We start from the raw sequence: 23,336 nt of genomic DNA, 5'->3' as shown, positions 1-23,336 counted from the left end.
TCAGTTCCCGGTCAGTTCATGGGGGAAGTAGCGGACCACGCAGTCCACCGGATTCGGCGCGGCCTGGCCCAGGCCGCAGATCGAGGCGTCGCGCATCACCTGCGACAGCTCCGCCAAGAGCGGCACATCCCATACTGGCTTTTCGATCAGCGTCAGCGCCTTGGCCGTGCCCACGCGGCACGGCGTGCACTGCCCGCACGACTCGTCCTTGAAAAAGCGCATCAGGTTGCGCGCCGCGCCCTTGGCGCTGTCGGCGTCCGACAGCACCACCACCGCCGCCGAGCCGATGAAGCAGCCATGCGGCTGCAGCGTGTCGAAGTCCAGCGGAATGTCGTTCATCGTCGCCGGCAGGATGCCGCCCGATGCGCCGCCCGGCAGATAGGCATAGAAGGCATGGCCCTGCTGCATGCCGCCGCAGTATTCGTCGATCAGCTCCTGGATCGTGATGCCCGCCGGCGCCAGCTTCACGCCCGGGTTCTTCACCCGGCCCGACACCGAGTACGAGCGCAGGCCCTTCCTGCCATGCCGGCCATGCGAGGCAAACCAGTCCGCGCCCTTTTCCAGGATGTCGCGCACCCAGTACAGCGTCTCGAAGTTGTGCTCCAGCGTGGGCCGGCCGAACAGGCCGACCTGGGCCACGTACGGCGGGCGCAGCCGCGGCATGCCGCGCTTGCCTTCGATGGACTCGATCATGGCCGACTCTTCGCCGCAGATATAGGCGCCGGCGCCGCGGCGCAGCTGGATGCGCGGCATGCCGGGCATCGGCGGCTGGGCCTGCAGGGCCGCCAGCTCGCGCTGCAGCAGCGCGCGGCAGCCGTGATACTCGTCGCGCAGGTAGATGTAGATGTCCTCGATACCCACGGCCCAGGCGGCAATGAGCATGCCTTCGAGGAAGCGGTGCGGATCGGTTTCGAGATAGACCCGGTCCTTGAAGGTGCCGGGCTCGCCCTCGTCGATGTTGACCGCCATCAGGCGCGGGCCGGCCTCGGCGCGCACGATGCGCCACTTGCGCCCAGCCGGAAAGCCGGCGCCGCCCAGGCCGCGCAGGCCGGACGATTCCATCGTGGCCAGCACGCTGTCGACATTGCGCTCGCCGGAGAGGCACTGGCGCAGCAGCTGGTAGCCGCCCTGCTGCAGATAGCCGGCATGGTCGAGATAGCCGGATGCGGGCGTGTCAAGGACTTCGCCTGCCTGCACGGCGGCCTGCACGGTCTCGCATTGGGCTTGCGGAATCGGCTTCTGGCCGACCACGGCCACCGGCGCCTGCTCGCAGCGACCGACGCAGGGCGCGGCCAGCACGCGCACGTCGGCGCCCAGGATGGCGGGCAGGCGCTCGATCAGTTCGCCGGCGCCGGCCAGTTCGCAGGCGATGCCGTCGCAGACGCGCACGGTCAGCGCGGCCGGGACGGCATCGCCTTCGCGCACGATGTCGAAATGATGATAGAAGCTGGCGACTTCATAGACCTCGGTCTGGGCCATGCGCAGTTCCTGAGCCAGCGCGGCGAGATGCTGGGTCGACAGGCAGCGGTGGCGGTCCTGGATCAGGTGCAGGCACTCGATCAGCAGGTCGCGCCGGCGCGGCATGTCGCCCAGGAGCGCCTGCACTTCGGACAAGGCCTGCGGATCGACCCGCCGGCCCTTGGGCGCCTGGCGCTTGCGCTGTTTGCTTGCGCCTTGCACCGCGATCGGAATGATTATCTTGTTCATCGTTTTCCAGCCAGCTCAGGGTTTAATGAATTAAAGCCTTCTTCCATGAAGTCACAAGGCTGCAGCGGGGTCACCCGCGGCATCAGGTGCAACAGGTATGCATTCAACAGTTGATGGATGGGGTGGCGGCGTCGAACCGGCCGGGAAGGATAGGCCGGCATCCGGCCCCTCCCCTGCCGTCCGCGCCTTCCGGCTCAGATCACGCGCTCTTCCCGCAGCGCCGCGATCTGCTGTTCCGAATAGCCCAGCTGCGTCAGCACTTCCTCGGTATGTTCTCCCAGCAGCGGCGAACGCGTCACTTCGGTCGGGCTGTCCGACAGCTTGATCGGATTGCCCACGGTCAGATACTTGCCCCGCTTCGGGTGATCGACCTCGACCACCGTGCCGGTCTTGCGCAGCGACGGCTCCTCGGCGATTTCCTTCATCGACAGGATGGGACCGCAGGGAATGTCGTACTTGTTGAGGATGTCCATGGCCTCGAACTTGGTCATGGTCTTGGTCCACTCCTCGACTGTGGCAAAGATCGTCATCAGGCGAGGCAGGCGGGCGCGCGGCGTCGCATAGTCGGGGTCGGTGATCCACTCTTCCCGACCGATGACCTGGCAGATCGACTTCCATACCGGCGCCTGGGCGATGAAATAGATGTAGGCATTCGGATCGCTTTCCCAGCCTTTGCATTTCAGGATCCAGCCCGGCTGGCCGCCGCCGGAGGCATTGCCGGCGCGCGGCACCGCATCGCCGAATTTTCGGCCGTCGGAAAACTGCGGATATTCCTCCATCACGCCAGTGTGCTCGAGGCGCTGCTGGTCGCGCAGCTTGACGCGGCACAGGTTCAGCACCGCATCCTGCATGGCGGTCAGCACCTTCTGGCCACGCCCGGTGCTGTTGCGCTGATACAGCGCGGTGACGATGCCCAGCGCCAGGTGCAGGCCGGTGCCGCTGTCGCCGATCTGCGCGCCGGTCACCAGCGGCGGACCGTCGTCGAAGCCGGTGGTGGACGCCGAGCCGCCCGCGCATTGGGCGACGTTCTCGTACACCTTGCAGTCTTCATACGGGCCCGGACCAAAACCTTTCACCGAAGCCACCACCATGCGGGGATTGAGTTCCTGGATACGCTCCCAGGTAAAGCCCATGCGATCCAGCGCGCCAGGCGCAAAGTTTTCCACCAATACATCGCATTGCTTGATCAGTGTTTCAAGCACTTCCTTGCCGGCCTGCTTCTTGGTGTCCAGCGTGATCGAGCGCTTGTTGTGATTCAGCATGGTGAAGTAGAGGCTGTCGGCGTCGGGTACGTCGCGCAACTGGCCGCGGGTGGCGTCGCCTTCACCGGCACGCTCAACCTTGATCACGTCTGCGCCGAACCATGCAAGCAACTGCGTACAGGTGGGCCCGGACTGGACATGAGTGAAGTCGAGAATGCGGACGCCGTCGAGGGCTTTACTCATTGATGTCTCCTGATGATGTGTATATACCTGTCAGCATCGGCCGCCTCTTCGGGCTGGCTCGTTGGAATGTACTTGCGGCAGTGTTTCCAGCCGGGCGGCATGTGATGCCGCTAGCCTTGCTGGCCTGCCGTCATTGGAACACTGATAGTGCTGTCCCTTATTGACGGTATTTAATGCACTGCTACAGTAAATTCCATTGCTTAATCTTAATAAACTTTTCCGGTCAATGCGCTTGTAAAGTCATTTCATTTATCACATCATGCACGATATCTTGCATGCGACTCAGCCTGAACACTGTGCGTCACGTTGAGGCCATCATAGCGAGCAGGCCTGCTTTTCCTCATTGACCGGGGTCAATTTTCGCCGCATAGTGCCCTACCGACCTGATAACGAAACAAGACATGTCATCTGTTGCAAGCCATCCAGAAAAAAACATTATTCGCGTCCAGTTAAAACAGAATAAAGTCCTGAAAAGTCTCAGGGAAAGCGAAATGGCTGCGCTTGAGCCCTATCTCACTGTAGTGGATTGTCAGAAAGGCGATGTGCTGCTGCATCAGGGCATTTACGAGATGGAGCAGTACTTCATCCTCGATGGCATTCTCAAACGGGCAGTGACCAATCAAAACGCAAAGGAAATGATCTTGCGCTTTGCTGCCGAGCGCGATATCGAAACCAGCTATGCCGCGTGGAGGCTGAAGACACCCACGCCGTACAGCATTGTGTCAGTCACCAAGGCGCGCGTGGCCAAGCTGTCTTTGCCGCAATGGGTGATGTTCATTGAAAGCCATTCGGAAGTGAAGCAAACCTTCGAGTTCGAAGTGATGCAGTTGATGAGTGAAATCATGGCCCATACGATCACCCTGCATTTGCTTAACGCACCTGGCCGTGTGCATCGATTTGTGCGCAAACATGCAGACCTGTTTGAACGGCTTCCGAAGAAGGAACTGGCGTCTTATCTAAACCTGTCGCCAGAGACATTGAGCCGCTTGAAAAACCAGGGAAAGATCTAGGAGGCTGCGATAGCAGACGGAACGGCTTAGAAGCGCTCAATGAAAAATGCCGGCTCTCAAGCCGGCATTTCGTTTTACGATCAAGTGATGCAATAGAAGGATCAGATGCTGTCCGCCATTGCGCGCACTTTTGCCAGTTGGCGCGGGCTGATGCGGCCGCTGTCCGGGATCGCTTGCATCATGCTCATGCTTTGCTGCAAAAGGCTGAGCAGGCGGCTGAAGGGTAGCATCGGAGGACGGCGTACCGTCTTCAGTACATTGCTGTTACGTGGCAGCGTTTCGGTAAAGGACAGCGTGGAGGTACTCATCGAAAATTCCTTGAATTCAAAAAGTGCAAGATAGGTTTCCAAGAAATGTATTCTTTGGTGAAACCAATTTCCAATTCCCACTGGTGTTATCTGATATATCGATTCTGAATGAATGCCTTACGTGTTTTGGTTCTTTCAGGTGCCCTAGTTGGCGTGCTCTGCAGCGCAGGTTTGGCGACCGCGAACGATTGCGTTAAAAGTCGGGGCATAAATGCAATGAGCGAACAAATTGTCGCGCCCGCCTTGAATGAATATGCGGTATTCAACGGGCATCGAATCGACGCTAATGGTCGCCTCTGGAAGTTTGGGTCGACGGAAACGGAAAATGAGCTGTTGCTCGACCCCGAAACTGGCCTGCCGGCTTCCTCCGGCGGAGCGATGCTGGCATGGCGGCGGGTATGGGAATACTGGCTTGTTCTGGACCAACATGTTCCGGGAATCGCCCTGTCACGCAAGGTAGTTGCTTTCCCAGGTGCGCTGGCTGACAAGGCCGAGGATGTGAAGTCAACTGAGAAGACCTTGCGCGAGCTATTCTTCCTGTTGGACCAATATCCAACCGATGGTAAGGAAAATCTGAGCCAAGCCGCAGTTCGCGCGGCGCTAAGTGATTCTCCCTGGTCGGCTGCGTTCATTTCCTACGTCATGCACCAAGCCGGACTCAACGACGCACAGTTCCGTTACTCGGCGGCGCATTGGCAGTATGTGAAGCAGGCTTTTATTACAGATTCACAGCATGCTTATCATGCGTGCGACCCACGCCGCACGCGGCCCGACAAAGGCGACTTGCTCTGCTATTCCCGCGGCACACTTGGGCCAAATGACTTTGCCGGGTGGCGTGAAGCAGTTGACCTCCCGGGATTTACTGCGGCCTCTCATTGCGAGATCGTTGTAATGGTTGATCGAGCAGCCAGCAAGATGGAAACAGTCGGGGGAAATGTGCTGCAGTCGGTGGCAATGCGCAGGTTGAAGTTGGACGGAAACGGCTTTTTGTCTTCAGCCCACTATATTGGAAAGAGTAAGGGGCAATCGTCGGCAGCGTGTGTGCAGGACAAGAGCTGTCGTCAGCCAGACCTGAACCTGCAAAGGTGGAGTGTTTTGCTTCGGCTGCGGTGAGGGAATCCGGTAACGAGTGAGTAGATAGAAGTAAGCGAATTATCAATATAGTGATTTGTTGGGCGCAAATGCACGCCTCTGTTTTTGCGCCGACGGACAAAAGCAGGAAAGTTTCGTCTTTTCAACGACTTGCACTAGTGGAAAGCTTATCGTGGAAAGTCATTGGCCGGCAAATTCCTATTTTCACCGTGAAAAATTGCCTGCATTTTTCACGGTGAAAATTCCGCAGCTTCTCAGTTATTCGTCCAATTCCAGGAGACGGGACAGAATTTCTTCAGGGGTATAGCCGTTTTTGCAGTTAATGATGAGCCGACTGCCATCCACTACGACATCACCAAAATGCTGTCCTTTAATCTTCAATGCCACGACAGCTTGAGTGGATTTCGATATCCGATTCACTTCACTAGTTGCCCAATTGACCGCGCCCTGCTCCGAAGCGCCATCCTGACTTATGCGCCTTAGCGCCTGAATCACGATTCGAGCATGCCCCTTCTTGGAAAGCGTTACCAGGCTGGCCGCATTCTTAGCACCAATCAGATTCGGCTTCTCGTCCAGCATCGTGATTGCTTCTTGCGGTAGATCGAAGAACGCCAAACAGCGGCTTATCGTGGCGTCAGAGACGCCGATACGCCTTGCCAAGGTTCCCTGGGTTAACGGTTTACCCGCTTCGGTGGACATTGACAACGTTCGCTTGTACGCCTTCCCACGCTCGTAGTCACATAGGGAACGCTTGGCTTCATTGTCGGCAAGGGCGCCAATTGCGGCGTCCGTTACCGAAATATTTTCAAGCACGAATGCAGGGATCTGTTGCTTGCCCAGAATCTGGTGCGCCCGCAGACGGCGCTCGCCACCGATCAACTCATATCGTCCATCCTCTTTTGTCTTGACCGTGATGGGAGACATCAGCCCCGATTCGCTAATCGAAGCCGCTAATGCATCGATCGCTTCCGGATCGAAGATCAGCCGTGGCTGGTGTGGACTCTTATCGATCAACGCAATCGGGATCGCCGCCGCGGGACTATGCCCTTGCGCGGACAATGGCTGAGCTTCAGTTATGGAAGTCGAGCTATTGGCCGATCGCTTGCCATCATTTGCTACGGTCTCAGATTCCGGTTGATCGAATGTCTTCAAAGAAGCCAGCGGCATCCGTGGCGCCAGTCGTTGCTTCATTATGCTGCCTCCGTATTAACGCTCGGCTGTTTTTTGGCCAGCTTGCCAGCTGTGGACAGGACGAATTCTGTAAACAAACGGTATTCCCCGACGGGTGCGGCAGTTGGCTGCTGCAGCGTCAGCGGAAGGTAGTTTTCCTGGGTTTTTGGGAACAGCTCACTGGAAGAAATGACTGTTGGCGAAAGATTGGTCTTATAGGCTTGAAGCTGCTGCTGCATTCTCGACACCCGAGTGATGTTCGTCGAGTAGTGGGTAGGCAATATCATCAGCTGGGGACGTACCTCCGGCGAACGTTCGGCGAGACCGTTAATTTCCGAAACGAGCCGGGAGAGGCCCTTGACTGCAAACGAGTCCATCCGGATCGGAGCAATGACCAGGTCCGCGGCTGCGATCGCGTTCGTTGACGAAAAGGAAATCGAGGGTGGACAGTCGAAGATAACGAAGTCAAATTCCGATACATTGAGTCCCGGAACATGACCTGCTGCCGAGTCCTTGAAGAGGTTACGAAAAACCAGCTCCCGATTGCCCTTGGCATAGGTGAATGCCTGCTCAAGGTCGCCCAAGAAGGTATCTGACGGGATTAATGCGGGTCCCTGCATTCCGAATGGACGTTTAATCAGATTCGCAACGTTTTCCATACGGGTTCCCCGGCCGCTCTTGCTTTCCATATACTGCGTGCAGACGGTTGCAAAGGTGCCAGTGACGATCCCGTCCTCGTTCAGATCATGCTGGGCTGCTTCGTCCACGGTCAGGTCACTCTCATAACCCATCAGTTGTGTCAGGTTGGATTGCACATCCAGATCAATCATCAGCACCCGGTACCCTAATAAAGAGAGCTGAATGCCCAGCTCTCCGGCAGTAGTCGACTTGCCAACACCTCCCTTGATCAGATCGACCGCAATCACGGTGGGGCCGGATGACAGGCGCTTCACCAGGTCCTGTCCCCGCCGCCACTGGGCCAGCCGAAAGATATCGGCAATGCTAAATAATCTGACCGCAGGCGAAGCCGGATTTTTCTTGTTTGCTCTCTGTATTTCCATGCCGCTGTCGCGCAGATGATTACGCAGCGTGTTCTCGGAAATATTCAGCAGCGCTGCGGCGGCCTTAAGCCGATAAACCACATCATCCTGCAATGCAAATGTCGAGCGCATTAGTCTCCCCTGATTAAAGATTGAAGCACGCATTGTCTGTATGCCACCACTACGTGTCAACTAATTTGGTAGGTTAGATCTTGTTTTTAGGAAAAAAACCTACCAAACAAGCAAGAAGCGTTGAAAAATTCAGGGGATGTAAAGCTTGCGTGGTTTTGAAGTAACGTGCCTTCATCAAAACACGGCCGATGCCAGTTCAACGTCGCTAAGGTGAGGTGCCACAGGGACCACGGAAGGTAGATGCGTGTCGTCAGGCTCGATCAGATTGGCGAGGCGCCCTCCCAGGCGCTGAACGCGTCGAAGCTGACCGAATCACCCCAAGCCCGACTCGTTTTGCCCCTGTAGGGCTGACGCGAGAAAAGAATGGTGAGCTTCTACAGGCAGATGTCGATTACGCCTACTCGATTCCTCTGCGCAGATAAACGGTGAGCCTTTACAGGTATTGCATTGTGTCTAAAGCCTACAGAGCCCCTCACAGCTTCATCTATAAGAACCGGATGCGTCGAAAAAAGGGAAACGGGGCACGTTCGAGCCTACAGAGGAGCGGTTTCTCCAGGGTTTGCCGGGTTCCGATCAGGCGCGTATACAGCCATTCCCCCACCGCTGCAGCGAAAGGTGAGACTCCGCAGGGATTCAGTACGTCCCACCGGTATGTAAGGTGAGACTCCACAGGAACCCACTTCCAATGATCCCCGTAGAATCTCACCATTAAAGTAAAACAAGCGGTCTTACCGATGCACGCGGGAAATACTGCAAGCATTTTTCTCTTATGGTGAGAATTTACGGGGATTCAACTCGTCGGTGAGTCCCCGTTTATCCTCACCATAGTTGTTCTCAAGTTGACGGCCAGACTATAGGTGAGCTTTTACAGGCAGCATTTCAGCCAAAAATCTGGATGGGGGTCTACTTACGGTTTTACCTGGCAGTAGAAGTGCCTGAATTGCAGGGCTCCAAGGCAGGCTCCAAGCACATATTCGCATTTGTCCAGTGAAAATCTTCCTATGGTGAGGCTTTACAGGTACTGGTTTCCTCTTGCTTTGCCTTTTTTGTATGTTGTGTACTCTTCAAAGTACAGCGCTGCCCGTTTTGCTTGTGCCGTTCTTTGCCAGAGGCACTCCAATCCGATGCTCTTGAGAGTTTGAATAAGTAAACACCTTAAAGCTTTGTAAACCTTGAAAATTCGGAAGTGCAATGCCAGTAAGGCCAAGCGCGGATTGAGGTGAGGCTTTGCAGGGATCTTGGTGAGGTCCGGCAGGGACTAAGGTGAGACTGCACAGGTTTCAAGCTGCACCTGGGTGAGCCCATACAGGGATCTCGGTGAGTGGAAACAGGAAGAGAATGCCCTTAAAGGTGAGAGCCTACGGGGACTCGGCGTTTTTAGTGGGAGCGCGGAGGTAAATATCATGCAACAACGGTGATTGCGTTCTTCTCACTTTTCGGGCACCATCCTCGCGGTGAGCCTGCCTGGTAGGCCGCTTCTCACCATATGACGCTATGACAGCAAAAAAGAAAGCAGGCAAAGCCAGCAGTGGCGGAAGCACCGAACTCAAGGAATTCCGCAAGACAAACGAGGCAATCGGCCTGCGGGTGTCGGAGGGGCGCTTATCGCTGCTGTCGCGCAAGATATTCAATGTCATGGTGTATCACGCGCAGCGAATCCGGCATAAGGGAGAGAACGCGCCGATCGACACCGAGGCGGCCAAGAATTACTACTGGATTCCCTTGGCTGAACTGGCGCGCGATGCCGCTTACGACAGCCGCGACACCGAGCTGTTCAAGGAACAGGTGCAGGAACTGCAGAACATCCGGATCTTTTCCGAGGATGCGATCCAGTGGACCAGCGAGCGTCTGGTCTCGTCGGTGAAGCTGGTCAATCCGCGTGGCCTGAAGAAGCAGGGCGGCATGCTCTGGTTCGGATTTGCCTTTCCACCCGAGGTGGAAAGCATGGTGATGGCGCCGGGGTCCTATACCAAGCTATCGGTGTACTACCAGGCCTTGCTACGTTCAGGCGCAAGCCTGGCCCTGTATGAGATCTGCAGGCGCTATGCCACCAATCCTTCCAAGCTCACCAACCGGGCCGAGTGGGCATGGTGGTATGGCGCGCTGACGGGAAATCCGGTCAGCGACGCGATTCCGGAATACAAGTACTTCAAACGCGACGTGCTGAAATACGCCATCAGCGAGATCAACATGGTCACCGACATCAATGTCGAACTGATCGAGCACAAACAGGGTCGCAAGATCGTCAGCCTGCAGTTCAAGGTGGAACCGGCCCAGCAGGAATCGTTGGCCCTGTCGGCGCCGCCCATCATCGATGGCGACCTGGTGCAGCGCATGATGGCGCTGGGGCTGTCGCAGGAGGATGCCTGCAATACCCTGGCAACCACCGAGGATGGCAAGCTGCGCGCCACGCTGGAACTCACCGAAAACCGCGTCAGCAATCCGCGGGCCGGGGCGATCGGCTCGCCGGCAGGTTACTTCAAGCAGGCCTTGCGGGATGGTTATGCGTCGAATGTGGATATTGCAAGAAAGAATATCCAGAAGATGGAAAAGCCGCCCAGTATCGAGGCATCGATCAATGCGATCCGCGAGCGTTTTCTTGCCGATCGGGCCAAGGATGCGCTGGGTATGTACAACGAGTTGCCTGCCACCGATCAGAGCGACTGGCTGTTCCGCTTCAAGGAGAGTGCCGCTGCCAAGGGCTTGAACCTGTCACGCGGCTTGTCGACGGCGAGCGCGCGCTCTGCCTTCAGCATGTGGTTTGCCGAGCAGCAGTGGGCAGAGCCCACCGACACCGACCTGCTGGCCTTCGCCGCCGTCAACAGCATGCAAAAGGCTTGAGTCGTTTCCAGGCCGGCGTGGCCAGCCGGTAACGGCTGGCCGGGGCTACGGTCAGAAGTATTTCTTGACTACTTCGGCGAAGGCTTCCTCGACCGGCTTGCCTTTCTTCAGCAACTGGTCGATTTCGCCGGAATATTCGGCAATGCGCGCCGGCAGCGTCGCCCGGTTGGCTTTGAAATAGGCATAGCGGGCGGCCGCAACCTGCTCGTCCAGGCGCGCCGCCGCCGTCTTGGTCGGCCCGCTGGCGCTCTTCACCACGCGGCCTGTGCGGCTGCCGCCGCGGGCGCTGGCGCCATAACCCGACAGGGCCGTATTGAGCTGTTCAGCGTTCATCACCGGCGTTGCATTGGCGCCGGCGAACAATTCTTCCTGGCCCTGCAGCAGATGATGCTGGCGGTCGAAGGCGATTGCCTTGCCCATGTTGTTGATGACCTGATAGCTGGGCTCGGCGCCGCCGCTGGTCAGTGAAAATTGTACCCGGTCGCCATAGGCGGCCATTTTTTCAAGCACGCCCTTGGCGTAATCGGCTGGCAGGGTGGCAATGTCGCCATTCCAGCGCTTGGTTCTGGTTGCACTCAATGTTCAGGTTCTCCGAGGGAATAAGCAGCAGGCTTGAAGGCTGGCATGATGCCAGCCGCCCGCCGTCGATCAATTTATGACACGGCAGTTGCCGCTTCGTTCTGGCGCCGCTTCAAACCGTTGCAGCAGGAAGGGTTGCCGGTACGCAGTCACGGAAGCTGGCCAGGCTGCCTGGTTGTCGCGCCAGGAATCCGGGCCATCGGCCCGGCATGGCAGATGTCTGCTTTCACGGCAGCCGTGTCAGGAGCGTTATTGTACAGCGCGCCCCGGCCCGGCCGGAAAACGGCGCCGTCATGCGCTCAGGGCGCACGCAGCGTGCCCGCCTGCACCGCATCCAGCACCGCCTGCAACTGGCTGTTCAGTTCCACCGCATGCCGCGCCCGGGTCAGGGCGACGTAGAGCAGGTTGACCTCCTGCTCGTAGGCCTGTGCATCCATTGCGCCGAGATTGGGCCGGCCTTTCTTGTCGACCAGGTCGTGGAAGTCGTCGTCGAGCAGCACCTGGTCGAACTCCAGGCCCTTGGAGCGGTGCGCCGTCATCAGCAGCAGGTTGGCTTCGCCTGGCTGCGCGCAGGCACTGGTGCTGACCTGGTCGATCAGGCGGGGCAGGGCGGCGCCGTACTCCTTGACGACCGACACCACCGACAGGATGTCCTTGTCCGCGGTCTCGCGGCCATACAGCGCCAGCGCATCGAAATCCTCGAAGGCCCGGTAGAAACCATCCTTGACGAGGTCGGCGCGTCCGCTCCAGAGATGGTGCACATCGGTCAGCTTGCCCAGCAGATAATTCTGCACGCCGCCGATGAAATGGATGCGGCTGCGCTCGACCGCCTGCACCGCCTGCGAGAACACCGAGGCGTTGGTGCGGCAGATGACCGCATGCGGACGGCTGCGGTCGATCCGGAACGGTGAAGCCGCCATGACGCCGCTGCCCCTGATCGACTGGCGTTCTCCCTTGAGCGCATGCAGCAGCAGGCTCGCGATTCTGGCAACCGGTTCGCCGAAGCGCATCGAATGGGTCAGGTAGTGGACCTCGCCTTCAGGCAACCTGTCCATGGCATTGATGCTGCCGCGGAATCCATAGATGGATTGATGGCGGTCACCCACCAGCACCTTGCCGCAGCGCTGCGAAAAAACGATATCGGCGGTCACGGGATTGGTGTCCTGCGCCTCATCCAGCAGGATGATGTCATGCCGTCGCGTAAGCAGCGGGCGGGACAGCTGGTACAGCTTCAGATAACCGTCATGCGGCAGCGGCACGGCCTTGTCGGCGTCGGTCATGTCGTTCCACAGGCGCCGGGCCGCCGCCGCAAACTGCTGGCGGTCCGACATCGCCAGTTCGAACGGCACATGTTCGATGCCGATGGCCGCGTCGGCGGAGACCATGAAGCTCTCCACCGTACGCACCAGCAGGTCGGCCATGGCCGCGGTGACGCCCTGGTAGAGCTGCATGATGTCGTTGGGACGCAGCTGCGACAGCTTGTGGCGATAGCGGTGGCCCAGCGCAGTGTAGGCCAGCGAATGGATGGTGCGGCAGGTGGCGTTGGGCGGAAAGCTGAGCGCGGCTTCGCTCGCGGTGGCCTTGTTGAATGCCAGGTACAGGATGCGCCGATCGGGACGCGCCAGCGCGTATTCGCGCAGCGTGGTGGTCTTGCCGGTGCCGGCATAGGCATTGACCACCAGGTTGACGGCAGTGCTCTGCACCACCCCCGCCTGTTCTCCTGTCAGGACGATGCGGTTCACGCTGCTTTTTCGCTTTTACGGCCGGCGCCAGAGCCTGTCAGGGGTCTTGGAAGGGCGCTGTGAACTGTCATGACCGGGCCTGGGCAGTCAGGAAGTCGAACAGGGTCATCGCAACGACCTTGGTGGCGGCGCGCAAGTCGTCCAGCACCAGATGCTCGTCGGCCTGCTTGGCATTGGATTCCAGCACGGTGCGCGGGCCTGCGCCGTACAGGACGGCCGGAACGCCGTGCTCGCTGTAGAGCCGCGCATCGGTGTAGAGCTGCGAGCCGAGCACGGTGACTTCCTCGCCGAGCACGTCGCGCGCATTGCGGCGCAGGCTGTCGACCAGCTTTTCCTGGCCGGGCAGGGGCCGCAGCGCACGGGCCAGCAGCAGCCGCCGGATCTCGACCCGGATGCCGGGCAGGCCCTGTACCGATTCTTCGATCAGTCGACGCACGCCTGCTTCGACCTGCGCCGGGTCTTCTTCCGGAATCATGCGTCTGTCCATCTTCAGCACCACCTTGCCTGGCACCACATTGGTATTGGTGCCGCCGTCGATGCGGCCGACGATCATGGTCGGATGGCTGATGCCGGCAATCGCCGAACGGATGGCCTTCAGGCGCGGTACTTCCGCATAGATCGCGTTGAGGACCCGGGTGGCGGCCTGCAGGGCGTCATGCCCGGTCTCGGGGATCGATCCATGCGTTGCCTTGCCATGCACCGTCACTTCGAACTGCAGGCAGGCATTGTGCGCATTGACCACGTTGTAGCTGAAGCCGGCGCCGATCAGATAGTCGGGCCGGGTCAGGCCCTGTTCCAGCAGCCAGCCCGGCCCCAGGTTGCCGCCAAACTCCTCGTCATAGGTGAAATGCAGTTCCAGCGCGCCGCGCAGCGGCAATTCCAGCGCCTCGAGCGCGCGCGCGGCAAACAGGTAGGTCGCGAAATCCGACTTCGACACCGCGGTGGCGCGACCAAACATCCTGCCGTCCTCGATCACGGCGCCATAGGGCGGCCTGGTCCAGCCTTCGCCGGGAGGCACCACGTCGCCATGCGCGTTGAGCGCCAGCGTCGGTCCGCCATCGGCATAGCGCCGCCGCACGATCAGGTTGGTGATGCTGGCCATGCCATAGTCATGCACCGTCTGCTGCGGCACGGGATGCTCTTCGACCTGCCAGCCCAGTTGCCCGATCATTGCAGCGACCGCCCTGGCATGGGGCGCATTGTCGCCGGGCGGGGTGTCGGTGGGAATGCGCACGATGTCGGCCAGAAAGCCGACTTCCTCATCGAAATGCGCATCTATCCAGGAAGCCAGCCGTGCGTGGGGAGAAGAGGAAGTCATTGGTTTTTCAGGCTAGCGATGGGCGGCAATGGGCGCCGGCGGTGAAAGGAGGAAACAGAGGAGGCCATTATATAAAGTTTGCCGCGAGCAGGTCTTGCGGATGCCGGACTGTAGCGCCGGACCGCCGCGGTCGGGACTGCGGGCATGCATGCTGTTTCGCCAAGGGTCGCCGGTCCGCGCGGGAGCAGGCCCGCACCGCCATGCAGACTGTCGCGGCGCCGCAAGATCTACAGCAGCGGCAGGTCCTGCTCCGGCAGCGCGCCGCCATCGATATCGGCCTCGAGCACGCGCAGGCAACCGCCGCCGAGCGGATAGAGGACGTGCACGCCGTCCCGGAATTTAAGCATGCCGGGTTTCCCGGCCGGCGCTGGCTGATCCATCACCCGGGTGCGCCAGACACGCAGCCTGCCGCCGGGAATGTCGGCGAAGGCGCCGGGGAAGGGGTGGGTGACGGCACGCACCAAATCATGGATGCGTCGCGCCGGCTGATGCCAGTCGATGCGGCCGTCTTCGGCGCTGCGTCCACCGAAATACGCGCCTTGCGACAGGTCTTGCGGGGTCAGCGTGGCGCTGCCGGCGATGAGCCTGGGCAGCGCGCGGTCCAGGCAGATTTCGCCTGCGACCATCACTTTCGTGAATACTTCCTGCGCGGTGTCGTCCGGAAGTATCGGCACGGCCTGCTGGTCCACCAGCGCGCCGTTGTCGGGCTTGATGTTCATCACATGCAGGCTGGCGCCCGTTTCCCGTTCGCCATGAATGATGGCCCAGTTCACCGGCACCCGGCCACGGTACTTTGGCAGCAGCGAGCCGTGCAGGTTGAAGGCGCCCAGCCTGGCCGCGGCCAGCAGCGGCGCCTTCAGCATCAGCCGGTAATAGAAGCTGAACAGGAAATCGGCTTTAAGCGCGGCCACCCGTGCAACGACGTCGTCGGCGTTGGGGTCGGCCGGCGTGATGCAGGGTATGCCATATTCGCGGCAGACTTCCCGCACCGAGGCAAACCAGATCCGTTCGCCAGGATTGTCTTCATGGGTTATCACGAGCCGCACGTCGACGCCGTGGGCCAGCAGCACCTTCAGCGATCGCACGCCGACGTTATGATAGGCAAACACCACGGCGGAGGTCATACCTTCCGTTCCTCCTGCAGAGGGGATTCCTCAAGCACCGCGGACACCATGTAGCGTGGCCGCTTGCGCACCTCGAAATAGATGCGGCCGACATATTCGCCCAGCAGCCCGAGTCCGAACAGGGCCAGCCCGATCAGGAAAAAGGCAATCCCGAACAGGGTGAACAGGCCGCCTTCTTCCGGTCCCACGATGAGCCGGCGCAGCAGCAGGTAAGCGACCAGGAATCCCGAACCCAAAGACACCACCATGCCGAGCAGGGAAAACAGCTGCAGGGGCATTACCGAAAAGCCGGTCATCAGGTCGAAGTTCAGGCGCACCAGCGTGTACAGCGAATATTTCGATTCGCCGGCGTAGCGCTCCTCATGGCCCACCACCACCTCGGTGGGGTTGCGGGCGAAGGTATAGGCAAGCGCCGGTATGAAGGTATGGCTTTCCTGGCACTGGTTAATGGTGTCCACGATATGCCTGCCATAGGCCCGCATCATGCAGCCCTGGTCCGTCATCCGGATGTCGGTCGTGCGCTCCCGCACCCGGTTCACGAAGCGGCTGGCCGAGTGCCGCCACCAGCTGTCGTTGCGCTGGCGCCGAATCGAGCCGACATAATCATGCCCCTGGTCCATGGCTGCGAGCAGCAGCGGGATGTCTTCGGGCGGATTCTGCAGGTCGGCGTCAAGCGTGATGATTCTGCTGCCGCGCGAAAAGCTGAAGCCGGCGAGGATGGCGCTGTGCTGCCCGAAATTGTTGGTGAAGAGGACGACGCGCGTCACGTCCGGCCTGCGGCGGAACTGATCCGCCAGCAGGGCGGCCGAGCGGTCGCGGCTGCCATCGTTGATGAACAGGATCTCATAGGAGGCGCCCAGCCCATCCATCACGGGGTAGAGACGGTCGAAGAGTCTTTCCAGGCAGGCTTCTTCGTTATAGACGGGGATGACGAGCGAGATCTGTGGGCTTTGCATAGGGCAGTTCATCAATAGCCTTTGATGATGGCCAGCAATGCGGCGCAGACGCGCTCGACATCGCCTTCATTCATCTGGGGAAACAGCGGCAGCGTCAGGATACGCGATGCCACCGATTCGGTGTGGGGCAGGTCGCCGGTGCGCCACCCCAGGTTGCGATACAGCGTGGTGGTATGTATCGCCGGGTAATGGACGCCCGAGCCGATGCCGGCTGCCTTGAGCGATGCAATCACCGCAGGGCGGCGCGAGGCAAGCGTTGCCGGCAGCAGCACCTGGAACATGTGCCAGTTGGTCTGCGCGAAGTCCGCGGGCGGCAGGCCGAGGCCGGTGTCATGCAGCTTTTCCAGGTAAAGGCGCGCGAGGTCGCGGCGGCGGGCATTGGCTGCGTCGAGATGCGCCAGCTGGCCCAGGCCGATGGCGGCGGCTATGTCGGTCAGGTTGGCCTTGCCACCCAGGATGTCGCAGTCATAGGTGCCATCCGGCGAGCGGGTCACGCCCTGCAGCCTGAGCTTCTCGAACAGCGCGGCTTCGGCGGCATCGTTGACCATCAGGCAGCCGCCTTCGCCGGTCGTCATGTTCTTGTTCGGATGAAAGCTCAATGCCACCAGGTCGCCGGTGCTGCCGATTTCCCGGCCCTTCCAGTTTGCGCCCTGCGATTGCGCCGCATCCTCCAGCACGCGCAGCCGGTGACGGCTGGCCATGTCGTAGAGCTTGTCGCGGTCGACGGGAAATCCGGCCAGGTCCACCGGGATGATGGCCGCGGTCTTCGGGGTCACGGCCGCGGCGGCCAGATCGAGATCGATCAGCCGGGTGGCCGGATCGATGTCGACGAACACAGGCGTAGCGCCGACGGCAAGGATGACATTGGCGGTCGCCACCCAGGACAGCGAGGTGGTGATCACCTCGTCGCCGGGCTTGACGCCCGCAATGCGCAAACCGAACTCCAGCGCCGCGGTGGCGGAGGAAGCCAGGCGAACCGGCCGGCCGCCGGCGCGTGCCGACAAGGCCGCTTCCAGCGCAGCGCATTTCGGGCCGGTGGTGAGCCAGCCGGAGCGCAGCACGGCGGCGACGCTTTCGATGGTGGCCTCGTCGATCGAGGGGCGGGTAAAGGGAAGAAACTCAGGATTCATGATCGAGCCACGATAATCACGCCGATGATAATGACGCCGATGCCGGCAAGCCGCTGCATTCCCACAGCTTCGCCGAACAGCCACCAGGCCAGCGCCGCATTGATGACATAGCCGATCGACAGCATCGGGTAGGCGACGCTGACCTCGACGCGCGACAGCGCAAGAATCCACACCACCACGCTGACAACGTAGCAGGCCAGGCCGCCGATGATGGGCAGGCTGCCCGCCACTCGCAGCAGCACATTCCAGCTGTTGGCCAGAACGAAATCGAAGTGGCCGATCTGCCGCACGCCTGCCTTGAGCAGCAACTGGGCAAAGGCATTGAGCAGGACGCCGGCCAGGATCAGCGAGAACTCCGCGGCCTTCATGGCTTCACCACCACCAGCCGCCGCGCATCACGGTAGACGACCTGCATGGGCAACTGGTTCTTGGAAAGTTCGTCATAGGTTTCCGGATGCATCATGGCCGTTGCCCTGGCTGCCTTGCGCCAGCGGCTCTCGAATTGCGCGAGCGATGGGATCCACCGCGTCGGCTCGATATCCTGGCCGAGCGCGAATTCGTCACGATAGTCGACAAGGGTGACCGGCCGCCGCATATAGAAGGGGAAGGTCTGGTCATGCATTCTGACTGAAAACAGTTCGGTGTCATCGTGCACGTATTGTCCCATGGCATGCACGATGCGTTTGCTGCTTTTCAGCTGGCCATAGCTGTCGTGGCCGGTCATGGCCAGCGTCATCGCAACGATGCTGGTCAGCGACAGCGCTGCCAGACCGGTGGTCAGTTGCCCGCGGCTGATGGCCCGCCAGGCCAGCCATGTGCCGAGCAAGCCCGTCAGGCCGGCGACGGCCATGAAGCCCAGCATGTGCTGCCATACTTCCAGCGGCGCTTCCGGCGTGACGGCCCTGCCGGCGAAGGGATACAGCCCGACCAGCGCGGCAAACAGCAATGCCGGTACGAGCAGATGCCATCTCCATGCCTTTTCGGTCACCTGACCGATGCCGAGCGCAAGCAGCATGCCAAGCGCAGGGAACATCGGCAGGATGTAGGACGGCAGCTTGGAGCCGGACACGCTGAAGAACGCGAAGGTGAATATGCACCAGATCAGCAGCACCTGCCGGCCCTGGAAACCGGCGCCGTCGCTTTTCCAGCCTTCCCGCAATGCCCTGCCCAGCAGGGTCGTCCATGGGAAAAAGCCCAGCAGCAGGACCGGGACGAAGTACCAGATGGCGCCGGTGCGCTTGTGCTCGGTGGTGAGGAAGCGCTGGAAATGCTCGTGAACGAAAAAGAAGTTCGCAAATTCCGGGTTGCGGCGCGAGACCACGATGAACCACGGTGCGGCAATGCAGAAATAGACCAGCAGGCCGCTCAACAGATGCAGCCGTTTCCAGATTGCCCAGCGCATGCCTGCCAGGGAATACAGGATGATGGTCATGCCCGGAATGAGCGGGCCAACCAGCCCCTTGGACAGGGTGGCGCCGGCCATTGCGGCCCAGCACAGCCACATCAGCCAGCGGCGCGCGCGGGGCGTGCTTTGCTCATCCTGGGCGAGCAGGAAACTGAACAGGGCCAGCGTGAGAAAGAAGGTGGCGCCCATGTCCAGCGTAAGGAAATGCCCGTTTCCCACGATCCACATGGCGCCGGCCACGATCAGCGCCGCCTTGCCGGCAATATCGCGGCCATAAAGGCGCTTGCCGAAAGACCAGACGACGAGCACCGTGAGGAAACTCGTCAGGCCGGGCCAGAAGCGGGCGGCGAATTCATTGATGCCGAACAGGGAAAAGCTGGCGGCGCCTGCCCAGTACTGCAGGGCCGGCTTCTCGAAATAGAGCAGGCCGTTGAGCCGCGGCGTGATCCAGTCTCCCGACTGCAGCATGGTCAGCGAGATGTCGGCATACCGGCCTTCGTCCGGATGGATCAGTGCCCGCAGGCCCAGGGAGGAAAACCAGATGACGGTGACGACGGCCCAGAACAGGAAGACATGTACGCGGCGCTTTTGACCCGGTTCCGAGTCCAGCGATCTTTTGATCATGAGATGATGCCTGACAGGTAAGGGCCGACATGCGATGCGCAGTGCTTGCCAGGGCATGTCGGCTCGGAAGAAGAAACGCAACGACAGCCGGCGGATGACTTGACCCGGCACCGGCTGAGGCCGGCCCGGCAGGCGCCGGACCGGGTGCAATCGTGGAATGCCGCAATCAGCATCCGCGCTACTGAATCAGCGCTTTGGCCTGTGCGACTTCGCTGCGATAGGCCTCGAAGATATGGGCCAGCGCGTCGGCCATCGAGGTGGCTGGTTTCCAGTCGAGTTCGCGGCAGGTCCCGGTGATCTTGGGCACCCGGTTCTGCACGTCCTGGTAACCGCTTCCGTAGTAAGCATCCGAACTGGTTTCGATCAGTTGTACCTTGCCCGCCATTTCCGCGTATTCCGGATAGTCCCTGGCGCGGGCAAGCATCATTTCAGCCAGTTCGCGGATCGAGAAATTATTGTCCGGGTTGCCTATGTTGTAGATCTTGCCGGTTGCCACGCCATCCTGGTTCGCGATGATTTTCATCAGGGCGGCAATGCCGTCGTCGATATAGGTGAAGGCGCGCTTCTGCCTGCCGCCGTCCACCAGCGAAATGTTTTCGCCGCGCACGATATGGCCCAGGAACTGGGTCAGCACCCGGGAACTGCCTTCCTTGGCGGTGTGGATGGAGTCGAGCCCGGCGCCGATCCAGTTGAACGGCCTGAATAGGGTGAAGTTCAGCCCCTGTTCCGCGCCATAAGCCCAGATGACGCGGTCCATCAGCTGCTTGGAGCAGGCATAGATCCAGCGCTGTTTCGAGATCGGTCCGTATACCAGATTGGACTCAGCCGGATCGAATTCCTCGTCGTCCACCATGCCGTAGACTTCGGATGTGGAGGGAAACACCAGGTGCTTCCCATACTTCGCCGCAGAACGGACGATGGGAAGATTCGCCTCGAAATCCAGCTCGAAGACGCGCAGCGGTTCCTTGACATAGGTGGAGGGCGTTGCAATGGCGACCAGCGGCAGAATGACGTCGCACTTCTTGACGTGGTATTCCACCCATTCCTTGTTGATCATGATGTCGCCTTCAAAGAAATGCAGGCGCGGCTTGAAGGCCTCATTGTCCAGCAACTCGGTAATGCGGTCGGACATCATGTCCATGCCGTAGACATGCCAGTCGGTCGTTTCCAGGATACGCCGCGACAGGTGGTGGCCAATGAAGCCGTTGACGCCAAGAATGAGGACTTTTTTCATCAGATCACTGCCAAAATTAAAGTGTCGAAAAGATTAACCACGGATCGGTGGCAAGGCGGCATCCCCGACCGCAGGGCGTAGACGTCCGCTGGGCTGATGGTGTCACGAACGCAATGACGGCCCGGAACGAAAATGCCGCTCCAGGCCTAGCCTGTCGTCCGGGAGCAGTTGCAGCCCTTGCAATCAACGCTTGACTGGACCGGGTACGGATCCGGCCGTCGTCAATGTCTGGCCTGCAGCGGCGTGCAAACCGCACCAAGAACAGTACCCGCATAGCCTGCGGCAGACCGTGATCTGCCGCAGAACGAACAATTGTAGAAATAATCCCTTGCATGGAACTGAAGAAAGCCTGACAAATTGCTGACAATTGGTAGCAACATGAAAAATATCGCCGGTATATACACTGGCTGGGTATCCGGCCAGCATACCGGGCCCAAGCCATGCGCTACCGGACTTGCCGGTCAGGCGGCCGCACCCTGTATGCCCAGTAAGCCCGAGCGCCCCGGAACTTCTCCGCTATCGATGCGGTGACATGGCAGGCGTTCAGGATCGAGGCTACTGTAGAGCTCGCCCAGGGACATGATCCGGTAGCCCATGGCCTGCCAGGCGTCGAGCATGCGTTCCATCGCTGGGAGCAGGCGCATTCCTTCCAGTTCCGCGTGCAGGGTGTAGACGTGCCCGAATTCCCTCTCCGCGCTGCTTGCCGCGATCAGATGATGGTGGACGTTTTCCGGCACGATGTCGCCGATGCCCAGCAGCTCATCCAGCGTGGGCAGGGTGGTCGGAAGCTGGACGCACGCCAGCGCCTTCTCATTCACCACCGGGCGAAAAGGCGAGCTGCCGCGAACGTCGGACGCATACGCAAGACCCAGCTTTTCCTCCTCGAGGTAGGCGGCTGCATTCATCTGCCACCCGGCTGCGCCGTGGGTTGGCGCGGCATGCCCGAAGATTTCCCTGAAACGGTCGACGGCGAGATGGAACTGCCGGCGCGTCCATTCCGGATCGGCGCCGGCCACGCCATCCTGCCAGCGGATATGGTCCCAGCAATGGATGCCCGTCTCGAAGCCCGCCGCTTCGGTCATGCGCAGGACGTCGGCCAGCGAGCGGCCAATGTCCGGCCCCGGCAACAGGGTCCCGTACAGCAACGTCTTCAGGCCGTAGTGCTCCAGCACCGAGGTGCGGGACACCTTCTTCATGAAGCCGGGACGGAACACCCGCTTGAGCGCCCGGCCGGTATGGTCCGGACCCAGGCTGAACAGGAAGGTCGCATTCACGCCGCGCGACTGAAAGAGGCGCAGCAGCCGGGGAACGCCTTCCCTGGTGCCGCGGTAAGTGTCGACATCGACCTTGAGAACAATCGTTTTCATGATGGATCTGGAAGTAAGGAGGGCCGCGGACCGGTCACTGCTAGGCGACCGGCTGCCTGCGGCGCCAAGGAAAAGGCCGGACCGCGCATTCTAATGCGGGCCGTTAATGATTGTCATGGTTGGCCGGAAATCGGCCGTAACCAGCGTAAGCTAATAAGAAAATGTCAAGATTCTTCAAAGAATTGTTAAAACGATATGACATTTGCGTCGAGGTTTATTACACAATTCCTGGAAGATACCATTTTTTACAAGCAATACGCTTTAAAAACAAGCGTTTAGCAGAGGTGGCATAGTTTGTGCGAATGTTTGGTCTCGTACAAGGGAGATTGTCACCAGAGAGGCCGCAGAACCTGCTCGCTGACACAAAATCTTATGAGGCTTTTCATGACCAAACTGACTTTTTGCATGACGCGCACATTGGCTGCGATCGGGCTGGCGGTAGCCGCCTCGTCGAGCCACGCGCTTGTTCTGGCAGGACCGGGTGATTTCCAGGGCACGGGACTGGGAGCAGTCAATACCATCCTCACGCTCAACAGCCCTGCCAATTCCACGACCGAGACCGGTACCGTGTCCTGGAGTGGCAGCGCTGCCACGACCACGGGCGATGTCCCAAATGGCGCCTCGCAGTTCGGAACGCCTACCCTGGGTAGCCTGGGCGTAACCAGCCCGTCGTCGCTGCGCATCGTTTTCAATCCGAACGAGCCGGCCAATGCGAGCAGCCTGACGCTCACCGATCTCTCGCTGCGCATCTTCGGCCCGAGCGGTGGTAATGCCCTGTTCACTTCCAATCCGTTCACCGCGCTGCCGCTGGACGCCACCGATCGCGGCATAGGCAATGCCGGCTTCGTGTTCCAGTTGACCGCCGATGAGATTGCGCGGGCGAGCAGCGCGTTTGGCTCTGCCAATAACCGTATCGGCCTGTCTGCGACGATTAACAATGTCCAGGGCGGACCAGACACCTTCTTCGCCGTGAACTTTGCTGCAGGCGGCGGAGGAGGGACCGGCAACGAAGGCGGCGGCGGTAATGCCGTTCCCGAGCCGAGCACCGTGGCGATCTTTGGCCTGGGCCTGGCCGCGCTGGGCTTCATGCGCCGTCGTAACAAGGGCTAAGC

19 protein-coding genes are annotated in these 23,336 nt (G+C 60.1%); 4 read left to right on the top strand and 15 right to left on the bottom strand.

The window, feature by feature from the left end:
- A complete protein-coding gene (locus ABC383_RS27395; RefSeq protein ID WP_413019080.1) occupies positions 1 to 1,707 on the bottom strand; it encodes an NAD(P)H-dependent oxidoreductase subunit E in 1,707 nt (568 codons plus the stop codon).
- 194 nt (positions 1,708 to 1,901) lie between these two features.
- Positions 1,902 to 3,152 (bottom strand): formyl-CoA transferase, encoded by a 1,251-nt coding sequence (gene frc / locus ABC383_RS27390; protein WP_194714545.1) that lies wholly within the window; start codon positions 3,150 to 3,152, stop codon positions 1,902 to 1,904.
- Between the two features lie 401 nt (positions 3,153 to 3,553).
- Between frc and ABC383_RS27385 the strand changes: the two genes are divergently transcribed.
- The gene (locus ABC383_RS27385; protein ID WP_217347778.1) at positions 3,554 to 4,162 is read left to right on the top strand and encodes a Crp/Fnr family transcriptional regulator; all 609 of its coding nucleotides are present in this window, start codon (positions 3,554 to 3,556) and stop codon (positions 4,160 to 4,162) included.
- A gap of 101 nt (positions 4,163 to 4,263) precedes the next feature.
- Here ABC383_RS27385 and ABC383_RS27380 read toward each other — a convergent pair whose 3' ends face one another.
- Entirely contained in the window at positions 4,264 to 4,512 is a 249-nt protein-coding gene (locus tag ABC383_RS27380) for a hypothetical protein (protein ID WP_413019078.1), read from the bottom strand.
- Positions 4,513 to 4,686: 174 nt separating this feature from the next.
- Between ABC383_RS27380 and ABC383_RS27375 the strand changes: the two genes are divergently transcribed.
- Positions 4,687 to 5,583, top strand: coding sequence for a DUF2272 domain-containing protein (locus ABC383_RS27375; protein WP_413019076.1), 897 nt, complete (start codon positions 4,687 to 4,689; stop codon positions 5,581 to 5,583).
- A 237-nt stretch (positions 5,584 to 5,820) separates the two neighbouring features.
- Here ABC383_RS27375 and ABC383_RS27370 read toward each other — a convergent pair whose 3' ends face one another.
- Complete coding sequence (locus ABC383_RS27370; RefSeq protein ID WP_413019075.1) at positions 5,821 to 6,753, bottom strand: ParB/RepB/Spo0J family partition protein; 933 nt, start codon at positions 6,751 to 6,753, stop codon at positions 5,821 to 5,823.
- The gene (locus ABC383_RS27365; RefSeq protein WP_413019073.1) at positions 6,753 to 7,904 is read right to left on the bottom strand and encodes a ParA family protein; all 1,152 of its coding nucleotides are present in this window, start codon (positions 7,902 to 7,904) and stop codon (positions 6,753 to 6,755) included. The genes ABC383_RS27370 and ABC383_RS27365 overlap by 1 nt, the downstream gene beginning before the upstream one ends.
- 1,494 nt (positions 7,905 to 9,398) lie before the next feature.
- Here ABC383_RS27365 and ABC383_RS27360 point away from each other — a divergent pair.
- Positions 9,399 to 10,745, top strand: coding sequence for a replication initiation protein (locus ABC383_RS27360; protein WP_413019072.1), 1,347 nt, complete (start codon positions 9,399 to 9,401; stop codon positions 10,743 to 10,745).
- A gap of 51 nt (positions 10,746 to 10,796) precedes the next feature.
- Here the strand turns inward: ABC383_RS27360 and ABC383_RS27355 are convergent, their stop codons facing one another.
- The 10 genes from ABC383_RS27355 to ABC383_RS27310 form a co-directional block, all read right to left on the bottom strand.
- Positions 10,797 to 11,324 (bottom strand): hypothetical protein, encoded by a 528-nt coding sequence (locus tag ABC383_RS27355; protein ID WP_413019071.1) that lies wholly within the window; start codon positions 11,322 to 11,324, stop codon positions 10,797 to 10,799.
- 299 nt (positions 11,325 to 11,623) lie between these two features.
- Positions 11,624 to 13,066 carry a UvrD-helicase domain-containing protein gene (locus ABC383_RS27350; RefSeq protein ID WP_413019070.1) on the bottom strand — a complete coding sequence of 481 codons (1,443 nt, stop codon included), beginning with the start codon at positions 13,064 to 13,066 and terminating at the stop codon, positions 11,624 to 11,626.
- Between the two features lie 67 nt (positions 13,067 to 13,133).
- Entirely contained in the window at positions 13,134 to 14,384 is a 1,251-nt protein-coding gene (locus tag ABC383_RS27345) for an ArgE/DapE family deacylase (protein WP_413019068.1), read from the bottom strand.
- Positions 14,385 to 14,611: 227 nt separating this feature from the next.
- Positions 14,612 to 15,508: a formyltransferase gene (locus ABC383_RS27340; protein WP_413019066.1), complete on the bottom strand. Its 897-nt coding sequence runs from the start codon at positions 15,506 to 15,508 to the stop codon at positions 14,612 to 14,614.
- Entirely contained in the window at positions 15,505 to 16,464 is a 960-nt protein-coding gene (locus ABC383_RS27335; protein WP_413019064.1) for a glycosyltransferase, read from the bottom strand. Before ABC383_RS27335 ends, ABC383_RS27340 begins: the two co-directional genes overlap by 4 nt.
- A gap of 11 nt (positions 16,465 to 16,475) precedes the next feature.
- Positions 16,476 to 17,594: a DegT/DnrJ/EryC1/StrS family aminotransferase gene (locus ABC383_RS27330; RefSeq protein ID WP_413019062.1), complete on the bottom strand. Its 1,119-nt coding sequence runs from the start codon at positions 17,592 to 17,594 to the stop codon at positions 16,476 to 16,478.
- Complete coding sequence (locus ABC383_RS27325) at positions 17,591 to 17,962, bottom strand: SMR family transporter (protein ID WP_413019060.1); 372 nt, start codon at positions 17,960 to 17,962, stop codon at positions 17,591 to 17,593. The genes ABC383_RS27330 and ABC383_RS27325 overlap by 4 nt, the downstream gene beginning before the upstream one ends.
- Positions 17,959 to 19,623 (bottom strand): phospholipid carrier-dependent glycosyltransferase, encoded by a 1,665-nt coding sequence (locus tag ABC383_RS27320; protein ID WP_413019058.1) that lies wholly within the window; start codon positions 19,621 to 19,623, stop codon positions 17,959 to 17,961. Before ABC383_RS27320 ends, ABC383_RS27325 begins: the two co-directional genes overlap by 4 nt.
- A 178-nt stretch (positions 19,624 to 19,801) precedes the next feature.
- Positions 19,802 to 20,857, bottom strand: coding sequence for a bifunctional UDP-4-keto-pentose/UDP-xylose synthase (locus ABC383_RS27315; RefSeq protein ID WP_413019056.1), 1,056 nt, complete (start codon positions 20,855 to 20,857; stop codon positions 19,802 to 19,804).
- A gap of 461 nt (positions 20,858 to 21,318) precedes the next feature.
- On the bottom strand, positions 21,319 to 22,224 hold the full coding sequence (locus ABC383_RS27310; RefSeq protein ID WP_413019054.1) for a polysaccharide deacetylase family protein: 906 nt from the start codon (positions 22,222 to 22,224) through the stop codon (positions 21,319 to 21,321).
- A gap of 384 nt (positions 22,225 to 22,608) precedes the next feature.
- Between ABC383_RS27310 and ABC383_RS27305 the strand changes: the two genes are divergently transcribed.
- On the top strand, positions 22,609 to 23,334 hold the full coding sequence (locus tag ABC383_RS27305) for a PEP-CTERM sorting domain-containing protein (protein WP_413019052.1): 726 nt from the start codon (positions 22,609 to 22,611) through the stop codon (positions 23,332 to 23,334).
- The last annotated feature ends 2 nt before the right edge of the window (positions 23,335 to 23,336 follow it).

Origin of the sequence: Noviherbaspirillum phoenicis (genome assembly GCF_047237965.1) — a bacterium.
Taxonomy (GTDB): domain Bacteria; phylum Pseudomonadota; class Gammaproteobacteria; order Burkholderiales; family Burkholderiaceae_D; genus Noviherbaspirillum_A.
The sequence above is the reverse complement of the archived record's forward strand: the minus strand, read 5'-3'. Positions and strand labels throughout refer to the sequence as shown.